This is a genomic window from Veillonella magna DSM 19857 (assembly GCF_000428745.1).
Lineage (GTDB): Bacteria > Bacillota > Negativicutes > Veillonellales > Veillonellaceae > Veillonella_A > Veillonella_A magna.
Genome location: NZ_AUAN01000007.1, coordinates 1 through 18,586, shown reverse-complemented (window position 1 = coordinate 18,586; position 18,586 = coordinate 1). Strand labels below are relative to the sequence as shown.

At 44.7% G+C, this 18,586-nt stretch carries 16 protein-coding genes; 5 read left to right on the top strand and 11 right to left on the bottom strand.

Annotation, left to right across the window (positions count from 1 at the left end; genetic code table 11):
• Positions 1 to 47: 47 nt before the first annotated feature.
• Positions 48 to 1,043 carry an HlyD family secretion protein gene (locus G344_RS0102990; protein ID WP_244869481.1) on the bottom strand — a complete coding sequence of 332 codons (996 nt, stop codon included), beginning with the start codon at positions 1,041 to 1,043 and terminating at the stop codon, positions 48 to 50.
• Between the two features lie 136 nt (positions 1,044 to 1,179).
• Entirely contained in the window at positions 1,180 to 1,896 is a 717-nt protein-coding gene (locus G344_RS0102985; RefSeq protein ID WP_028254897.1) for a Crp/Fnr family transcriptional regulator, read from the bottom strand.
• A gap of 230 nt (positions 1,897 to 2,126) precedes the next feature.
• Here G344_RS0102985 and hcp point away from each other — a divergent pair, with 230 nt between their 5' ends.
• From hcp to G344_RS0102965, 4 genes are all read left to right on the top strand, one after another.
• Positions 2,127 to 3,698: a hydroxylamine reductase gene (gene hcp, locus G344_RS0102980; protein WP_028254896.1), complete on the top strand. Its 1,572-nt coding sequence runs from the start codon at positions 2,127 to 2,129 to the stop codon at positions 3,696 to 3,698.
• A gap of 723 nt (positions 3,699 to 4,421) precedes the next feature.
• Positions 4,422 to 4,583, top strand: coding sequence for a hypothetical protein (locus tag G344_RS12320; protein WP_211219545.1), 162 nt, complete (start codon positions 4,422 to 4,424; stop codon positions 4,581 to 4,583).
• Positions 4,584 to 4,601: 18 nt separating this feature from the next.
• Entirely contained in the window at positions 4,602 to 5,585 is a 984-nt protein-coding gene (locus tag G344_RS12105; RefSeq protein WP_028254894.1) for an ESPR-type extended signal peptide-containing protein, read from the top strand.
• A 114-nt stretch (positions 5,586 to 5,699) separates the two neighbouring features.
• Positions 5,700 to 6,794 carry a hypothetical protein gene (locus G344_RS0102965; protein WP_338116615.1) on the top strand — a complete coding sequence of 365 codons (1,095 nt, stop codon included), beginning with the start codon at positions 5,700 to 5,702 and terminating at the stop codon, positions 6,792 to 6,794.
• Here the strand turns inward: G344_RS0102965 and G344_RS0102960 are convergent.
• The 9 genes from G344_RS0102960 to G344_RS0102930 form a co-directional block, all read right to left on the bottom strand.
• Positions 6,717 to 8,573: a recombinase family protein gene (locus G344_RS0102960; protein WP_028254892.1), complete on the bottom strand. Its 1,857-nt coding sequence runs from the start codon at positions 8,571 to 8,573 to the stop codon at positions 6,717 to 6,719. The two genes, G344_RS0102965 and G344_RS0102960, sit on opposite strands and share 78 nt — an antisense overlap.
• 54 nt (positions 8,574 to 8,627) lie before the next feature.
• Positions 8,628 to 8,891 (bottom strand): hypothetical protein, encoded by a 264-nt coding sequence (locus tag G344_RS0102955; protein WP_000253176.1) that lies wholly within the window; start codon positions 8,889 to 8,891, stop codon positions 8,628 to 8,630.
• Positions 8,891 to 9,121 carry a YdbC family protein gene (locus G344_RS0102950; protein WP_001206986.1) on the bottom strand — a complete coding sequence of 77 codons (231 nt, stop codon included), beginning with the start codon at positions 9,119 to 9,121 and terminating at the stop codon, positions 8,891 to 8,893. Before G344_RS0102950 ends, G344_RS0102955 begins: the two co-directional genes overlap by 1 nt.
• A 45-nt stretch (positions 9,122 to 9,166) precedes the next feature.
• On the bottom strand, positions 9,167 to 10,021 hold the full coding sequence (locus G344_RS0102945) for a ParB/RepB/Spo0J family partition protein (RefSeq protein ID WP_000743700.1): 855 nt from the start codon (positions 10,019 to 10,021) through the stop codon (positions 9,167 to 9,169).
• Positions 10,022 to 10,029: 8 nt separating this feature from the next.
• The gene (gene mobV, locus G344_RS10550; protein ID WP_478201884.1) at positions 10,030 to 10,884 is read right to left on the bottom strand and encodes a MobV family relaxase; all 855 of its coding nucleotides are present in this window, start codon (positions 10,882 to 10,884) and stop codon (positions 10,030 to 10,032) included.
• The gene (locus G344_RS10545; RefSeq protein WP_478201882.1) at positions 10,871 to 11,089 is read right to left on the bottom strand and encodes a hypothetical protein; all 219 of its coding nucleotides are present in this window, start codon (positions 11,087 to 11,089) and stop codon (positions 10,871 to 10,873) included. The genes mobV and G344_RS10545 overlap by 14 nt, the downstream gene beginning before the upstream one ends.
• A 487-nt stretch (positions 11,090 to 11,576) precedes the next feature.
• Positions 11,577 to 11,747, bottom strand: coding sequence for a cysteine-rich KTR domain-containing protein (locus tag G344_RS11645; protein WP_004614788.1), 171 nt, complete (start codon positions 11,745 to 11,747; stop codon positions 11,577 to 11,579).
• A gap of 54 nt (positions 11,748 to 11,801) precedes the next feature.
• Positions 11,802 to 13,721, bottom strand: a complete 1,920-nt coding sequence (gene tet(O), locus G344_RS0102935) for a tetracycline resistance ribosomal protection protein Tet(O) (protein WP_028254891.1) — start codon at positions 13,719 to 13,721, stop codon at positions 11,802 to 11,804.
• Positions 13,722 to 14,087: 366 nt separating this feature from the next.
• A complete protein-coding gene (locus G344_RS0102930) occupies positions 14,088 to 14,462 on the bottom strand; it encodes a TnpV protein (RefSeq protein ID WP_001129922.1) in 375 nt (124 codons plus the stop codon).
• A gap of 95 nt (positions 14,463 to 14,557) precedes the next feature.
• Here G344_RS0102930 and G344_RS0102925 point away from each other — a divergent pair.
• Positions 14,558 to 18,586, top strand: a 4,029-nt coding sequence (locus G344_RS0102925) for a hypothetical protein (protein ID WP_169718809.1), incomplete at its 3' end; no start/stop codon positions are given.

Sequence of the window (18,586 nt, the reverse complement as noted above, 5' to 3'; positions counted from 1 at the left end):
CAGTGACCTGTAATGGGAACGAAGTGGTGCTGTGCATATGAAGTCTGTTATTTGTTATCGAAAGTAACGGTAGCCGGCATGCCTAGGCGCAGCACATTGTTGGGATCCTCTACATTGATGCGTACTTCGTACACCAAATCCGTGCGAAGCTCTGTGGTTTGCACCTGCTTTGGCGTAAACTCGGCGGTGCCGGAAATAAATCCAACCGTGCCGGATAAGGTTTGACCGGGCAAGCTGTCGATGGTGACGGTGGCCGGCATGCCTTCGTAAATGCGACCCAAATCCTTTTCGTTTACGTACGCGCGTACCCATTTAGTCGTATCCAAGCTGAGCAAGTATACGGGTTTGTTCGGTGCGGCCATGTCGCCGGGTTGCATGAGACGATTGCGGATGGTGCCGTTTTCCGGAGCAATCAAGGTAGCTTGGCTAAGTTTGTATTCCGCTATCTTTAATTGTTCCTTCAGTGCCGCAAGCTGTGCTTCTGCCGCAGCAATATCTTCGCTGCGTGGTCCGGCTACGGCTAACTGGTGCGACGCTTCGGTGCGGTTTACATTAGCGACCGCTTCATTGTAACGCGCTTCGGCATTATCCAGTTCCTGTTGACTGATGGCACCGCTTTCGCGAAGTTGACGCAACCGTTCGTAAGTGACGCGGGCATTTTCTGCGGTGGCGGTAGCATTGGATACCGTAGCAGCGGCTTCGTTAATTTCTTCCGGACGAGAGCCATTGTGCAGCTTTGTTACGATAGCTTCCTGCTGAGCAATTTGTGCCTTGGTTTGAGCAATGGATAATTGCAACGGTTCGGTGGCGAGTTGTGCCAAGACATCGCCCTTCTTGACGCGGGCACCTTCCTCTACATTCATGGAAGCAATACGTTCGCTGGCATTAAAGCTTAGCGATACTTGTCGTTGATCCACATTGCCGTACAAGGTGAGCGGGCCTGTGGTCGGGCGCCACACATAGTAGAGAATGCCCACTATAATGGCGAGAATAACGACGCCGATAAGCGTTGGCACTTTGTGAGTGCGTACATAGGTAATCACGGATATGACCTCCTTATTGCGGAACAGGGCGAGAACAGACTCGCCGCATACTTTGTACGTTCATTATATCAAATTCAAATTTGAATTACAAATTAGAGAAAAAAAGAAAAGCCCGTAACAACGGGCCTATTAGAAATTAAAAACCAAACTCTGCAATATCATCCAGATTGAGCAGCGACACCGTTTTGCCGTCCAGGCGAATGATGCCTTCATCCTGCAATCGCCCTAACTCGCGACTCAGTGCAGTGCGCGATACATTGAGGACATCTGCCATTTCTTGACGATTGTGAGGTAATTGCAAGGTGGTGCTGTGTTGCTTGTTGTAAATATCCATAAAGTAGGCGAAGATTTTTTCGCGCATCCCTTTAAGACTGAGATAATGTACCTTCCGTGTCAGTTGCAATGCTTTCTCTGACATGTCATGTAATAAGTTAGTGACGATTTGCAGCTGACAGCTTTCACAACCCTTAAAGGATCCGGTGAAAGCTTTGAGGGGAAGGAACAATACTTCGCTGGCCTTGGTGGTTTGAATGGTGGCCGGCCAGTTAGGTTTGTCCGTAAAGAGCAAGGCTTCGCCGAACATATCCGACGGGTGCAATTCGGTCATAATCGTGCGTTGCCCCATGACGTTTTCCCGCGTCAAGTGAGCGTGGCCGCTGAGCAAGATGCCGATGCCCTCCATGGGTTCGCCGGTAAGGGCGATGAAGCTTTGCTTTTTATATGACTCTATATATAAGGAGGTGTTGTTCAGAAATAAATGCAGCTCTTCGTCGCTAAGCTGGCGAAACAACGGTGATTCGCGCAGGATAGGCATATATTTTTGAATGAGTAGTTCAGTGACAGCTGTGGTCATGCGCATACCTCCTATTAAGTAACAACGGATGATTATATGTATAAGTATATCAAAAAAACTCTATGTTGGCTGTAAAAGTGTTGCCCCGGATACAGATTTTATACCACCATTATAATATACTTTAAGCATAGTCACAAACGACGAAGTAACGAAAACCCAAGATGTGGCAGTTATGTAAATTGTAATTCATATACAGTGTTTCGGGAGAGTCCCGAAGAAGGAGGTTTCTCATGAGTATGTTCTGTTTCCAGTGTGAACAGTCGGCAAATCCGGGCGGTTGTAAGGTTCAGGGTGTATGCGGTAAAACGGCACCGGTAGCTAACAAGCAGGATGAATTGACAGCGGCTTTGATCGGTTTGGCACGCGCTTGCGATGCGAAAGGTGCAACGGCAGCCGAATATGCATTATTAAAACAAGGCCTGTTCATGTGCGTAACGAACGTTAACTTTGACGAAGAACGCGTACAGGAATTCATCAATCGCGTAGAAGCTGCTCGCAATGCTATCGATCCGAGTGCTGCTGATTTCGATTGGGAAGCACTTTGGGTTGGCGACGAAGATATCATTTCCTTGCGCTCCACCTTGCTTCTCGGCATGCGCGGTATGGCCGCTTATGCATGGCATGCAGCGGTTCTTTCCTACAACGATCCGGACGTTGACGCTTGGTTCGTAAAAGGTCTCGTTGAATTCGCTAAGGATCACAGCGCTGAAGAATGGCTTGGTCTTCTCATGGAATTCGGCGAAGTCAACCTCAAATGCATGGCTCTTCTTGACAAAGCCAATACGGAAAGCTATGGTACGCCGGAACCGACTAAGGTATCTCTCACCGTACAGCCCGGCCCGTTCATCGTAGTAACCGGTCACGACTTGCACGACCTTAAAATGTTACTCGAACAGTCCGAAGGCAAAGGCGTAGACATCTATACTCACGGTGAAATGTTACCGTGCCACGCATATCCGGAACTTAAAAAATACTCCCACTTAAAAGGCAACTTCGGTACTGCATGGCAGAACCAGCAGAACGAATTCGATAACGTACCGGGCGCATTCCTCTTCACGACGAACTGCTTGATGCCGCCAAGAGCTTCCTACAAGAGCAACGTATTCACTACGGATATGGTAGGCTTCCCGGATGTAGCTCACGTAACGGCTAACGAAGACGGCACGAAAGATTTCAGCGCTGTTATCGAAAAAGCTATCGAACTCGGCGGCTACAAAGAAGCACAGCACTTCACCGGTATCAACGGTGGTCACGAAGTAACGACCGGTTTCGGTCATGGTACGGTTCTTGGCATTGCCGACAAAGTTATCGACGCTGTTAAAGCCGGCGCTATTAAACACTTCTTCCTCGTTGGCGGTTGCGACGGTGCTAAGGTAGGCCGTAACTACTACACCGAATTCGTAAAACAGACTCCGAAGGATACGGTAGTCCTCACCTTGGCTTGCGGTAAATATCGTTTCAACGACCTTGACCTCGGCGAAATCGGCGGCATTCCGCGTATGCTCGACATGGGTCAGTGTAACGACTCCTACTCCGCTATCCAGGTAGCCGTAGCTTTGGCAAAAGCATTTGATTGCGATGTTAACGACTTGCCGCTTACCCTCGTACTTTCCTGGTACGAACAGAAAGCTGTTTGCGTACTCCTCACCTTGTTGGCATTGGGTATCCGCAACATTTACATCGGACCAACCTTGCCGAAGTTCTTCTCCTCCAACGTTCTCAACATCCTTGTTGAAAAATTCCAGTTGCACCCGATTACTACACCGGAAGCTGATATGAAAGCTATCCTCGGTGCTAACTAATCGGTAGCGATATATGTATTGAGCCTAGTGGTGTGGGGCCCCGGAGGGGGCTCCTTGGCCAACACCTTCGGCAATAAATAAAAGCTCCGTATATAGGTATGACAAGTCAGATCTATGAAATGACATTGTTTAACCTGTGTACGGGGCTTTTCTCATTCTTTAGGAAAAAGATATCTATGATAGTGCTTTGAAGCCGGGTCTAGTGAATGGCGTTTCCCGATATACGTGGGCTGTTTTGTTGTTATGTACATTTCGTAACAGGGTGTATCGTTAGCGAGAAAAACAGCAGTAAGTCTGTCTTGTTAAGAGACTTGAAAAAGTTAACCTATAGAATATAAATTTCAATCTTAATAATCGTTATTGATATTGCATAGGGGATTAATATATAATAAAATAGTATGTTGAAATGGTAGGGTATAGTTCGCATGATTAAAGGGGTTGAGGGATATACTAAGATTGAAATTTGATTGGTGCAAACCAAAGAAACATATACAAAGAGGTGTATCTATAGGTACAATAAAGAGAGAAAACGTTTGGAGTTATAACACATGAAACACCTGACTTGAGACAGCATTGCTAGATGTTGTTTGTCCGCATCGGCAAGGTGATAGTTTGTCGATGGCTCATACCGAATTATCTTATGGTTATAAGGCGTTAAGTAACGCTATAGTGTATAGATATAAATTAAGTAGTTTAGTAAGGAAGAATATAGGTGACAGTGAAATGGAGTTAATACACACTATGAAGGTACGACGCGGCGCGCAAGTGTCTGATGTGGACGGTGTGCGTTGCCGCCTTGCTGATGATACAAGAGTTATGAGTGAAGCGAGTTATACTAGTATTAGTAATTGCAATGAGATATCCTTGATTAATGCATATAATTAATGGGGAGGGGGTAATAGGATGAACAAGATATATAAAGTCATATACAATAAGAATAAACATAGATATGAAGTAGTGTCGGAATTAGCAAAAAGTCACGGTGGCAAGTGCAAGACTACCGTGACTACCGCTGGTGATACTAACTGGTTGCGCCGCCTGTGGATGCGCGTCAGGGGTGGTGTTAATAAGAGCGATGAAGATGGCAATCCTGTGACTATGTCTATATCTCGTGCAGCTATGGTGGCATTGATGTGTATTTCCGTATGGTCTGCCGCGGCCGTCCCTAGTAGCTGGGCAGAAGGGGCTTCAACGGATGAGCTGGTATCTGTTAAATATGATAAAACAACGGGTACCATTAAACTTGTTAAAACGGATCCGGATACAAAGGATGAAACGATAGTAGCAACTTATGCAGTAGGTGGGAACATAAGTCCAATTACTTCTATGGGTGATAAGAACCCAACGGGAATCATAGCGATGGGTGACCAGAGTAAAGCCGTACAAAGTAATAGCATTGCCATTGGTGCAGATGCTCATGCAGGTGACCTAACGCCGAAGAAGGGTACGAATTATCCGGTGGATAATAGCAATGGATACATTGCTATTGGTACTAAAACCGTGGCTAGTGGCAATAGAAGTATTGCATTAGGGAATCAGTCAACCACGAATAAAGGTTCTTATAATATAGCGCAAGGGAATGACTCCATTGGTATTGGTACCTCTACGAGTGTATTTGGTTACTCTGGCGTGTCCATTGGGCGTCGCAATATCGTTGGGGTGCCAGATCCTGACTTGGTGAAGGGTGGAGTCTTAACGACAAAATCTAAAACTAAGTATAGCGAAGAGGACCCAGGGGGGAATAGTGTTATTGTAGGTGCCTATAATGTGGCCTATGGTAATCGTTCGAGTATTATTGGTACCTATTCCCGTGCCATGGGCAGTAATAGCGTAGCCATTGGTAGTGGCGTACAGTCCTTAAGCGATGGCAGTATTGCTATCGCTTAAGGCAGTGGCTATGAATTTGAAGATGGCTCTCGCTTTAAAAATGGTGAAGATGTAAGAGATGACTATTATGGTCGTGATTGGGAGTTGCCACCAGAATATAAAGTATTGAAACAGGTGCTTAGTAATGATATTAATGGCGATAAACCATATACGAAAACTAGTAGTGGGCGAAAAGGTAACTATAAATATGAAAAAGGTGGATCTTTACCTAAGTACAATAACTATGGTGCTGGTAGCAGTGATCCAGGGGGATTTATCGTAGAAGGTAAGAATGCCTTAGGCATTGGTACCTATACCCAGGTGCGTGGGAACAGTGCCATTGGTTTGGCAACCGGGGAAATGACGGCAGATCTTTCCGAAAAGGATAAGTCCCAATACGCTAGAGACATGAGAAAAATCATGGACATGGAAGAAACCTTGTACGATGCTAAGGAAGCGTTACAGGCGGGGGCCAATAACGGCGATACGGCAACATTGGAAAGTGCCGTGAAAGCTGCCGAAGAAAGATTAGCGACTGCCAAAAAGGACTTTCGTAAGACGTACTTGACAAAGTATTCCTTCGTCGATGGTAATGGTGCCCTAGGTGTAGGGCGTCAAATCTTGGCACAAGGGGATCGCTCTATGGCAGTAGGTGACTATGCGAAGGCGATTTCCAGTGATGCCATCGCCTATGGCGGTCAAACTTTGGCAAATGGTACCAATTCGATGGCTATGGGTGGTAAGGCCCACGTAGGGACAATAGACACATCCTTTGATAATAGTATGGCAATCGGCTCGCATACCAATGTACAAGCGGGCAATGCCGTAGCCTTAGGGGCGTTTAGCCAAGTAACTGGCACTAATTCCTTAGCTTTGGGTTTTGGAACACAAAGCAGTACAGATTCCAATAGTATTACTTATAATTCAGTTAGTGGTCACGATTCCACCCTCATTGGTAGTTATGGCAATATCGCAGGCAATAACTCGATCCTGATCGGTAGTAGCGGTAGCATTGCTAATGACCGCGTCGTAGGCCTCGGTAATAATATTAATATTAAAGCGGCAGACCAAAATGACCAAGAGAATAATACGGCAGGATCCGTATTCTTAGGTGATCATGCGGGCTATGTAAAGGATTCCAAACGCTCTCGCTCAGTCGGTCATTTTTTGCGGACAGTTCATACATGCTATCCTTTTCTGTTCTCTGCTCCTGCGTTTGCTCTCGTTTGATTTCTCCCTCCGTATCTTCTTGGCACAAGCAGGACAATACCTTGATGCACCAGAGCCCGGGACATATTCAACGCCGCACACCGTACAATTTTTAGCGGGCATTGCTGCCCACCGTTTTGTAGGTATGATATGTAATTCATCGACAAAGCCGATGAATTTATAGTAAATCTTGATTTCCTGCTTCACTGTTCCGTCTGCCATCTTCTCACGCTCCGAAACAAGTATCTTGTCTATGAGTGCGTTTATAACTGTTGCATCCAGTTCTTTTAAGCCTTGATAATTTCGGATAAGGGCGAGGAAGTCACGGATTCCCCGTGATTTCTCGTAGCTTTCATTAAGAGTTTCCGTCACCTCTTTCAGCCTTGCTTCAATTTCAAGCTGCTCTTTCTGGTATTTCCCCGACATCATCTCAAAATTCCGCTCGGTAATACGCTCCATGACCTTATCCTCGTAGAGAGAGGAAAACAGCCTGTCCAGTTCCGCAAGGCGTTTGTTCAGCTTCTTACGTTCTTTCTCTAATGCTTTCGCCCTGCTCTGGTCTGTTTCCGTGAGCCGCTTTTCTATGGCCCTGACCGCCTTTTCATCATTCACTGCCATATCCGCAAAACAGTTGATGTCGGCAAGAACGGCATTGAATAAATCCCTTGCTTCTATATTGTGGGCACTACACTCGCTTCTTCCGTTTCTTGCATAATTATTACATGAATACTGTACACAGTCGATAATCTCTGGGCGTTTCCTCCTGTGTACGTTCATTGCCCGCAGAGCACATCCGCAGTCCACACACTTGATAACGCCTGCAAAAATATTTACAAATCCTCCCTTGTTCTGTGGAAGCCTACGACTTGTAATAAGCTGTTGGACAATATCAAATTCCTCCTGCGTGACTATTCCCTCATGGGTATTGGGTATCACTTCCCATTCTTCGGGCAGCTTAGAGGGGCGTTTCTTGCTTTTCATATTGGCGGCAATCCGTTTGTAGCCTACAAGATTTCCCGCATATATCGGGCTTCTTAAAATGCTCCTCACGCTGTTCCCACTCCAAATATAGCGTTTGTCCTCGTTCCCCTCAAAATGACGTTCAAAGCCTATTTCGCCACGCTCCGCCGCATAAGCGGCAGGGCGTAGGATATGCTGTTTATTAAGATGTCTGCAAATTTTGGCAACTCCATTCCCTTTTAATGCAAGGTCGAATATCTCTTTTACAACATGTGCCACTTTATCATCTATCAGCAGATGGTTGTGGTCGGCAGGGTCTTTGATATAGCCATAAGGGGCGGTAGTTCCCATGAATTTCCCCTGTTGAAACCTCGCCCGATATGCCGATTTTATCTTAACAGATATGTCAGCGGCATACATTTCGTTTAAAATGTTGCGGAAAGGCGTGATGTCCATAGCAGATTTATTCAAGGTATCTACGCCGTCATTGACCGCTATATACCTCACGTTATGCTCTGGGAAGAAAACTTCCAGATATAACCCACAATCAAGATAGTTTCTCCCCAGACGGGATAAATCTTTCGTAATCACGCAGTTTATCAGACCGCTTTCAATGTCTTTTATCATATTCTGGAAACTTGGTCTTTGGAAATTTGTACCAGAATAACCATCGTCCACATACGTTTTTGCTATGTGCCATCCCTGCTTTTTCACATAATCCGTGAGGATGGATTTCTGTGTCGCAATGCTCGCACTCTCGTTATCCGTACCATCGTCTTTAGATAAGCGGCAATAAATGCCGACTAAATAGATTTTCTTTTCTTCTTTGATTCCTGCCATACTGTAAAACCTCCGTATCTGTCCTATCTGTTTTCATGTCCCATTGCGTACATTCTAAGCGGACAGCCCCTCATTGTCGAAGGTGTCGCCCTCGGCAATCTTCTTCCGAATATCCTCGGAGATAATCGGGACAAACGCTTCTGTAACGGTCTGTGTGCCGACATATTCACGGCTGATTATCATCTGCACTGGTGCTTTTGGCACGATACGCTTTCTCTTTTTATCTGCTTTCTTATCCTCGCCCATACTTAAATCTTCCTTTCCAGACAGGGCAGGGAAGAGTTTGGAAATGTCCCCGCCCTGCCAATCAGATACCATTAATCCTCGCTGTTTAATTCTTTCTGTAATGCTTTAAGGAGTGCCGCCGCTTCATCAGCGTTCAGCGTGATTCCCTTGCCGCACTTTTCACGGTTCGGGGAAAAGCTGCGGATGTCATACTTCGGCTCTTTCCCATTCCATGAAATGAGATTGATTTCCTTTGTGTAGCCACTGTCGCCCGTAGACAATACTGCGATTTCCTTTACGATTTCATACTGGATTTCTCTCATTCTCCATACCTCAACTCTCTGTATTTACTTCCCGAAAAAAGAAGATTAGCGGCTGTCACGGTTGCGTTTCCTCTGCAACTCACGCTCCAAAAGTTTGATGATGGTTTCCTCCATCTGCTTCGGCGTTGTGTTCTTCGGAAAGTATTTTTTCAGCTTGCTTGTGTTGATTTTCAAGGTTTCTTTCTGGTTGCCCTTTTCCTCCGTCATAATCGCAAATATCGTATCCATGTCAAGCCGCCCGCTCTGGCTTAACTGTTTCATCCGCTGTGCCTGTGAGAGTGAGGGCGTTGCTTCTTCGCTCTCCATCGTGGCAAAGAGGTTTTCCTGCTCGTCTTTCTTCAAGAAGGACAGTTCCACCGCAGGCGTGAGGGCGATTTTCCCCTCGTCCACCATCTGCAAAATCGGCGGTATCAGTTCCGTCAGGCGGATAAAACGCTGCACGGTCATCCTGCCCACGCCGAAGCCCTGTGCCACCTTGTCGTCCGTCCGCAACTTCGTCACAACTTGTGACGAGGTTAAGTCTGTGCGGAAACCCTGCCGCTTCATGGCTTCGGATTTCATCTTGTAAGCAAACGCCCGCTCCGATGGCAGGATATTCTCACGCTGCAAATTGCTGTCTACAAGGGTGATGATGGCTCGGTCACGGTCTAAGGGCAGGACAAACGCAGGCACGGTATTTATCCCTGCAAGTTCAGAAGCACGGACACGCCGCTGTCCTGCAATCACTTCATAACCGTCCCCGTCCTCTTTCGGGCGTGTGATTATCGGCGTGACAATGCCAAATTCCTTGATGCTTTCCGCTAACTCTGACAGTGTTTCATCTTCTGCCACATGAAACGGATTGTCGGGGAACGGGTACAAGTCTTTGGTCTTTAACACCTTAAAATCCTGTTTCTTCATTCTCATATCTACCTTTCTTTCGCTCTGCTTCTATGATTTTTCTGCAATTCTTCCAACACTTCGGGCGGTATTTTTGACAGCAGCCGCCCCATCTGCTCGTTGGTTCTCTGCAATTCAAATATCTTCTGATTCGCTTTCTGCACCTTTAGTTCCTGCTCGTACTTTTCATCACGCATACGCCCCGCATAGTCTGATTCCTGCCCAATTCTCTCTTTCAAACTGTCGATATACGCCTGCTGTTTCCCGATTTCCTTAGAGAATTTCTCCACGTCTGGCAGCCATGCAGAGAGTAAATCTAACGCTTTATCCCTTTTCTTCCCTGCGTTAAAGGCGTTGATGTCGGATAGGGCAGACACGATTTCTTCATACTGTTTATCAAGCCTGCCGCCTAATTTATAGAGCCATGTGGGGACGTGTTTCCGCTTGGTTTCCATTGAGGACTGCCCCCGTTCAAGCTGATTCCACCGTGAGGACATCCGCTCATGGTAGGCGGTCTGCCACTCGGATAATGATTTCTGGTTGCCTAAGATAGCTTTCGCTGACAGCTTATTGTCTGGCGTAATCGGCACAAAGCAGAGGTGCATATGGGGCGTTCTCTCGTCCATATGGACGACAGCGGAGAGGATATTCTGCTTTCCAACACGCTCCGAAATGAAGTCAAGAGCCGTCTGGAAATACGCTTTTTGTTCTTCGGGCGGTAACTGGTTCATAAATTCTGGTGAAGCTGTGATGAGCGTTTCCACCATCATCACGCTGTCTTTCCTTGTCCTGCACCCCGCTTCGGCTACCATGCGGTTAATCTCTTTCTTGTAGGTGTACTTTGGTGGTGCTATGAGATGGTAATTGTTTTTAGAGCGTTCCATATCTATAACGCCACCGTTCCTTGTCACGGTAGAAGTCTGTGTATTGCTCCCTCACGACTTCAAGCAGACAGCCTTGAATGGGGATAAACAGCTTGTCCATATAGGTCTGGTCGGATTCCCTGCAACGGCAGAACTCCGTGTAGGATAATTCCACATAGCCGCCACTTTCTCTGATATATACCTTTCTTGGTGCATATTTCACCATAAATACCTCCCATCTGAATTTTTGAAATGTAAAAAATCCAGATGGAGAGGCGGAGAACGACACCGCATATCAGAAACAGCCCTACGGCACTTTCCAACAAAAATCGACAAAAGAAAAACCGCAAAGGCTCTGTGACCTTTACGGTTATAGGAAATAGTAATTCTATTGTATGGAGATTGTACTTCTACTTTCAAGGTGAGAAGTACCGTTGCACTGGCAGAAATTTTTTTAACTGGTTTCCTGCCGTTCTCTGATATGCTATGTATTGATAAATTTTGCTTCGTATGAGCAGATAGATAACTGCCCGAAAAAAGGACATAAAAAAATCCCTCCAAATTTAAAAACAAATTCAGAGGGTAATTTAGGGTATAACAAAATAACCCACCCGAATATCGTTTTTTTTATTTGGTGAGTTTGTTCTTTCAAATACGAAACAAAAAGAGCCGATGATTCGTGAATTGTTCCACAATTTCATCGGCTCTGCGTCTTAAGCGTCTGGCTCTTTGATGACAGTTATCTTCAAGTTGTCAACTTTAATCAATCTTTCTTGTCTGCATTTTGGACAATAAAGGGGATAATTCTCCAAAACAGTGTCCTTCCTAATTTTATTACGGGTTTTGCTCCCACAAACAGGACACAATATCCATTCGCATTTCATCATAATTAGTCTCTAATCCTTTCAAATCTCATTTTATATGACTTTTGCAAGCTGTTAAGCTAACTTGTGGAACATATGCCGAACCTTATCTATACGGCTATTCGGGCGGCGGGGTTGGCAAATAAATTTACCAATAGCTGGCTGGTATCCTTTTAACTCTGTCAAGCAGACTCCCTGCCCATTTGTGAAATAAGTTAAATCGTTCCTGTATTCTTGAATACATCTAGCAGGGATTTCTCCTTTCAGAATGACCTCGTCATTCTTTATCTGAGTACTTACAATATCTGCACAATACCTTGGAGCATCATGATACGCCCGTGAGAGATATTCCTGCGGTGCATAAATTTCAAAGTGGAGATATGGCTCTAATAGTTCTGTCCCTGCTTTTTTTAAAGCCTGCTCCAATACGATAGGGGAAAGCAGCCGAAAGTCTGCGGGGGTACTTACAGGACTATAATACAATCCATATTCAAAACAGATTTTACAGTCTGTCACTTTCCATCCATACAGCCCCTGCTCGCAGCCATAAAGAACCCCCTCCATAACCGCATTTTGGAACGATTGATTTAAATATCCAAGTGAAACTCTGCTTTCATACTGCACTCCGCTTCCAATAGGGAGCGGCTCTATGGACAACCCGACAGAAGCCCAGAAAGGATTTGGCGGGACTTCTATGTGGATGGTATATTCTGCTTTTCTAAGCGGTCTTTCCATATATATAACAGTAGGCTCTTTTATTTCTGCCTCCACATGATATTTTTCCTCAAGGATGGCACAAATGACTTCCATCTGCACATTCCCCAAAAAAGAAAGTATAATCTCATGCGTTGTAGTATCCACATAATATTTTAAAAGAGGGTCGCAATCTGAAATTTCTGTAAGTGCCCCAAGCAATATTTCCCGCTGTTCAGATTTCTTTACTGCAATCGTTGTTTGGAGCATAGGGAGAGGATTTTCAATAAATTTTCTCTGCGGCAACAGTATTTCGTTCCCCAAAATACTGTTTAGCTGCAAAACATCATTTGGTAAAATTACAATATCACCAGAGCAGGCTGTATCGGATGAATATAATTCACCGTTTGTCGGAACACACATCTCTGTGATTTTTATTTTCTCTTTTTCAGATATTCTAATAACATCCCTCAAATGCAATGTTCCGCTATATATACGCACATAAACAAAACGCCGCCTTTTCTCTGAATATTCAATCTTAAAAACCTGCCCGCATAGTTCAGATTGACCTTCAGGCGTTGATGAATAAAATTTACTGGCAATTACTTCTATAAGCTGCCGAATCCCCAGATTGTTTTTAGCGCTTCCGTGATAAACGGGAAATAACGTTCCGTTTTGGAATCTCCTGTTTTCTTCCTGTTCCAGTTCTGACATTTTAAACGGTTTCCCTGACATATATTTCTCTAATAGTTCATCGTTTCCCATAATTACCGCATCCCACTGTTCCATATCGTCATTGTCCGTTACATTTATATGGGGATGCTGCCCAACCTTTTGCTTCACTATAATTTCCGAAGAAAGCTTTGCTTTCATTTCCCGATATACCATTGGCAAATCAATCCCCTCTTGGTCAATTTTATTGATGAAAAAAATTGTCGGAATCTTCATTATCTGTAGTGCATGAAACAGTATACGGGTCTGTGCCTGTATGCCATCCTTTGCAGAAACTAATAATACTGCTCCGTCTAATACGGATAAAGAACGGTATACTTCCGCCAAAAAATCCATATGGCCTGGCGTATCTATAATGTTGACTTTTACATCCTCCCACTGAAAAGATGTCACTGCTGTCTGGATAGTGATTCCCCTTTGACGCTCCAAATTCATTGTATCTGTCCTTGTTGTGCCTTCATCTACGCTCCCTGGTTCTGCAATTGCACCACTGGTATACAATAAACTTTCCGTTAATGTTGTCTTTCCTGCGTCAACGTGAGCCAGAATGCCTAAGTTAATTATTTTCATGTGATTTTCCTCCTATCAACACCCAAAAAAGGGCATAAAAATACCCAGTGATAAATACTCCTATCACTGGGTAAATAACTCCAATAGCCCCAAAACACTTATATGTTTTCGGGCATATAAAATTACATGATAAAAGTATTCTTAAACTGGGTACAAAAAACTAAGCCCCATATTAAAAGTGAAACGGGACTGCTACTTTTTGTTCCCACTATCAAATTGACAGTTTATTTAAGAATACCTTGCCGCATATTTATTAACTCCTTGTATAATACTGAATCTAATTATATTCCTTAACCCTTTATTTGTCAAGCTGACAAACTAAAGCAGAAAAAGCGGCAGGATTTCCCCCTGCCACTAATCATCTGTTTATGCAAAAATAATTTCCTTTTCCACAATCTCCCTCGCACAAGCCCTTATGTTATTGAGGCATCCTGTCCATTCTAAGGCGTTTTCTGCCTTTAGCTGTTCCGTTATGCCCTGTGCCTGTTTCATACCCTCTATGAGCCTTTCAAAGCGTTCCTGTGCCTGTCTGTTGATGTCGGCAAGGTAGGCGTTTAGCCTGCCGCTTGTAAGAAGATTGGTGTATGTAACTTTACGGTACTGTTTTAGATAATCTAAATGCCGTTGCCCCCAGATGCCTATTGCCTGTTCTTCTTCGGCGGGTACAGTTAAGCACGGTATCAAATAATCCCCTTGCCTTTCGTATTTGCCGCCCAGTTCCTCAAATAATGATTTTGCCATTGTCTGTTACCTCCACATTCTTTTTTATTTTGAATGTCCGCAAAATCCGTCCTACATCCCTAGGACAAGTAGATGTAGTAGGCAGTGCGGGAAAAATGGAATTAACTGAATCCCTTAGCAGTACGAAGGGGGCATTGCGGGATTATACTAAGGATTTTATCTACATTTACATGCTGGAACGGCAAGACGATGGCACCCAAATTGGTGCACCCATAGCGGTTCGTAGCGATTTCGCTGGTGGTGATTCCACCGTTGGTGTAGTGAGTGTAGGCTCTACTTATGAACAACAGTTTAATAGCCTTAAAGATATTAAGGACTATCATAGCAAGGTGGGCTCTCTTATTACGGTGCCGGTAGATGTTACCGTGCAAGTTACGAAAAATGGTGTTCCATTAGGTGAGCAACAACAAACACGTTATTTTGCAGCCGATTCAACGCGTGACACTATTTATGCAGATAATACATTGTCAGAGGAAGATAAGGCAAAGGTGTGGGATACCATTCAAAAGAGTATATCTTCTTCCAATTCAACATATACCGTATTTGAAACGCGGCGTATTCAAAATGTAGCACCAGGTTTAATTGGGCTCAACTCTACCGATGCCATCAATGGGTCACAGCTGTTTGCGACGAACCAAATGTTAGGCAATTTGGTAGGCAGTTTGAAGAAAACCTTAGGTGATAGTGTTACGGTTAGCGAAGATGGACAAATTACTGTAGCTGGTGATATTGACACATTGGGGTGGATTGCTAAGGCCGGTACGGTAGGCGGCTCTAATGGTACGGTGGCGTATGACGCTGATAAAAAAACGGATGAAACAGAAGAGGCTTACCAAGCTAGGATAGCTAAGTTGAAAAAGGATGGCTATATTGTAGATGCATCCAAGGTAATGACCTTTAAAGCGGGCAAGAACATCGGATTAGTACAAAAACCAGGTGAGTTTAGCATTAGCACCATTGATACGCCAAGCTTTAAGTCCGTAGAATTGCGTGGCGAAACGAAGGAAGTTAATGGTAGTCAAGAAACGCCTGTTACGATGATGGATAGTAGTGGCATGCAGGTATATACGGAAACGGTAACACCAGGTGATGCGGGCCCTACAACCACTAAAAAGGTATCGACAACAGTGAACAATGAAGGTGTAACAACGGATGGCACTGTTAAAGTTACCAATGGAGAAGACGGTGGCAAGGATTTAGTAAGCCTTGGCAAGGGGAGTGCTACACCTGGTGAGACGGATCAAGACTTTGGTACCATTCATGTAGATGGTAAACAAGGGGCCGATGGGACCATTACTATCGACCGCGGCACGAAGTCTCTTACGGATACGGCTAATGTAGGCAATGATCGTGAAAAGAAAATTGGTGCCGATAACCCCGTGGCTGGTATGGATCGCATTACGTACACCACGAAGGGTCCAAATGATTCTACCATTAATCATGAAGTGGCTACCTTGGACGATGGATTCTTCTTAACTACCTCTAAGGATGTGACAGATAAAAATGCCCCGGCTGGCGTGAAGTTGAATGACACTATCCAAGTGGTTGATGGCAAGAATACAACCGTTTCTGCTATTACCCATCCAACCACTGGTGTACATGAATTCCATATTGATGTAAACGGATTGCCCGTAGTATATACCGATAAAGACGGCAATAAGCTGACTAAGGTAGGAGACAAGTTCTACAAAGATGATCAGTTTGATAATGGTACATTAAAACCGAATGCAACATCGAGCGATGCGAAGAATATCAGTATCGTTAATCCGGACGGCTCAATCAGCAAAACGGACGGATCCGCACCGCCGACGGTGAACAATGTAGGCTCCTCCATCGGCGGCGAAGTGAACAATGGCGCACCGACAGGCAGCACTATCAACGGCAAACCGGGGAACAACAGCTTTATTGATAACCTCAATAAAGTGGGCGGCACAGGGAATGATGCTATTAGCAAGAACGCTGTAGTGACTACTGGTGACCTTAAAAACCTCGCAGATACATCACTCTTCTTTGCCGGTGACAGTGCAGACGGTGTGAACGAAAAGGGCACGACAGCCGATAAAAATGCCTTTGGCCGCAAGTTAAGCCAGCAGATGAAAATCCTTGGCGGCGTAGACCTTGGCTTGCAGGATAGTGCAACGGCAGATCAGCGTAAGAAAGCCATTGCGGACAAATTGACGGACGGCAACATCGGCGTTATTTCCGACGGTACTGATACGTTAACCGTTAAATTGGCGAAGAATCTGAAAGATTTGGATTCCACTACTTACACCAGCGATACCACAGCCACTGACGATGGCGATGCAACGTCCACTATGAAAGTAGATGGCAATGGCGTTCGTTTCGTAGGGGATAACAATGCGGTGAAAACCGATGCACCTAGCCTCACTACAGATGGCATCACTGGTGGTAATAAACAAATTACCAATGTTGGTTCTGGTTTCAAAAATGGTACAACTTCTGTGACCATTGATGATATTAAGAATCCTAGTGACGCATTGAAAGACAGCAATGTTTGGAACAATGCCGTTAACGTAGGTGATTTGAAAAATATCATTGATACAGGGTTTAAACTCAACACATCTGGGCAACCAACTAAATCTGGTGCGACCACCGTTAAGATTGGTGATACCATTAACATCATTGATGGGGCGAATACGAAAGTATCTGCTATCGATGACAGCACAACTGGTACGCATACATTCCACATCGATGTAAATGGCTTGCCTATGTCCTATGTAGATAGTGATGGTAACCCATTAACTAAGATTGGTGATAAATTCTACAAAACATCTGACTTGGTAAATGGCGTGCCTCCAGCAGGGACTGTTGAAGTACCTGCTGACAAGGTAACTAGCAATGTATCTATGTTGGATAATACTGGCAGTCATACTGGTGTAGCTCCACAAATCAAGAACGTTGGTTCTGGTTTAGTGGATAATAATGGTAAGACGATTAAGCCTAACGAATTGCTTAACATGACGGATGCTAACAACCCTGTATTGAAAAATGCAGTGAATGTAGGGGATCTTAAACAGGTGGCGGCTGCGGCAAAAACGGAAGTAACTGGCACAGGCGAAGCATTCGTTACGGACACCGAAGAAGATGGTCATACTATTTACAATGTACATGTGGACAAAATCCTAGCCCATAAGGATGCGGACGGGAATGAACTCGTTCGCGGTGGTGATGGCAAGTACTATACCAATGAAGCGATTAAGGATAAAACATACATACCTAGCGAAAATAAATGGTATAGTAACAGTGACCTTACGGACGGTAAACCAAATAAAGATGCACAAGCGGTAACACCTAATCCAGTAGACCAAAGCAATGTAAAAACTAGCTTGGTGAACCCTAATACAGGCGTAGGGGCTGGCACGGATACGTCCATGACATTAGATAATGTTAAATCCGGCATCGGTGGCGATGCAGGTAACGGCATTAAAGATGGTACAACCGTTGATGGCACGCAAGGTGACAATACTTTTATCAAGAACCTTGATAAAGTAGGCGGTACCGGTAAGGGTGCTATTGATAAGACTACCGTTGTCAATGCAGGCGATTTGAAAAACTTAGCCGAAACGCCATTGTTCTTTAGTGGCGATGCTGCGGATGGCAAAAACGGTAATGTGAAGAATACATTCGGCCGCAAATTGAGCGAAGAAGCGAAAATTGTTGGTGGAGTAACTACACCAGATAATTTAACGGATAACAACATTGGCGTTGTATCTAATGGTTCTGATACATTAACCATTAAATTGGCTAAGGAATTACAAGACCTTACATCGGTAACTACTGCTGATGAAACGGATGGTACGAAAACCATCGTATCTGGTAAGGGTGTAACGACTGATGGTAAAGTAGTGGTTAATAATGGTAAAACCGGCGATGAGGCAAAAGAATTTGTAACCATTGACAAAGGTACAGATGGTTCTGGTACGGATAAGGAATACGGCAAAATCGGTTTAGATGGTAAGAATGGCAGCAATGCGACGATTACAATCGACCGTGGTACGAAATCCTTAAACGACGACGTAAATATCGGCGTTGATCCTAGCCAACCAGTAAGCGAAACAAACAAATCGGCTACGATGGACCGTATCACTTACACTACAACGGGT

Coding starts and splice junctions, on each gene's coding strand:
- G344_RS0102985 (WP_028254897.1), bottom strand. CDS start 1,896: ATGACCACAGCTGTCACTGAACTACTCATTCAAAAATATATGCCTATC.
- G344_RS0102960 (WP_028254892.1), bottom strand. CDS start 8,573: ATGGCAGGAATCAAAGAAGAAAAGAAAATCTATTTAGTCGGCATTTAT.
- G344_RS12320 (WP_211219545.1), top strand. CDS start 4,422: ATGGAGTTAATACACACTATGAAGGTACGACGCGGCGCGCAAGTGTCT.
- G344_RS11645 (WP_004614788.1), bottom strand. CDS start 11,747: ATGAAATGCGAATGGATATTGTGTCCTGTTTGTGGGAGCAAAACCCGT.
- G344_RS0102955 (WP_000253176.1), bottom strand. CDS start 8,891: ATGGTATCTGATTGGCAGGGCGGGGACATTTCCAAACTCTTCCCTGCC.
- mobV (WP_478201884.1), bottom strand. CDS start 10,884: ATGGAACGCTCTAAAAACAATTACCATCTCATAGCACCACCAAAGTAC.
- G344_RS0102945 (WP_000743700.1), bottom strand. CDS start 10,021: ATGAAGAAACAGGATTTTAAGGTGTTAAAGACCAAAGACTTGTACCCG.
- G344_RS0102950 (WP_001206986.1), bottom strand. CDS start 9,121: ATGAGAGAAATCCAGTATGAAATCGTAAAGGAAATCGCAGTATTGTCT.
- G344_RS12105 (WP_028254894.1), top strand. CDS start 4,602: ATGAACAAGATATATAAAGTCATATACAATAAGAATAAACATAGATAT.
- G344_RS0102930 (WP_001129922.1), bottom strand. CDS start 14,462: ATGGCAAAATCATTATTTGAGGAACTGGGCGGCAAATACGAAAGGCAA.
- hcp (WP_028254896.1), top strand. CDS start 2,127: ATGAGTATGTTCTGTTTCCAGTGTGAACAGTCGGCAAATCCGGGCGGT.
- G344_RS10545 (WP_478201882.1), bottom strand. CDS start 11,089: ATGGTGAAATATGCACCAAGAAAGGTATATATCAGAGAAAGTGGCGGC.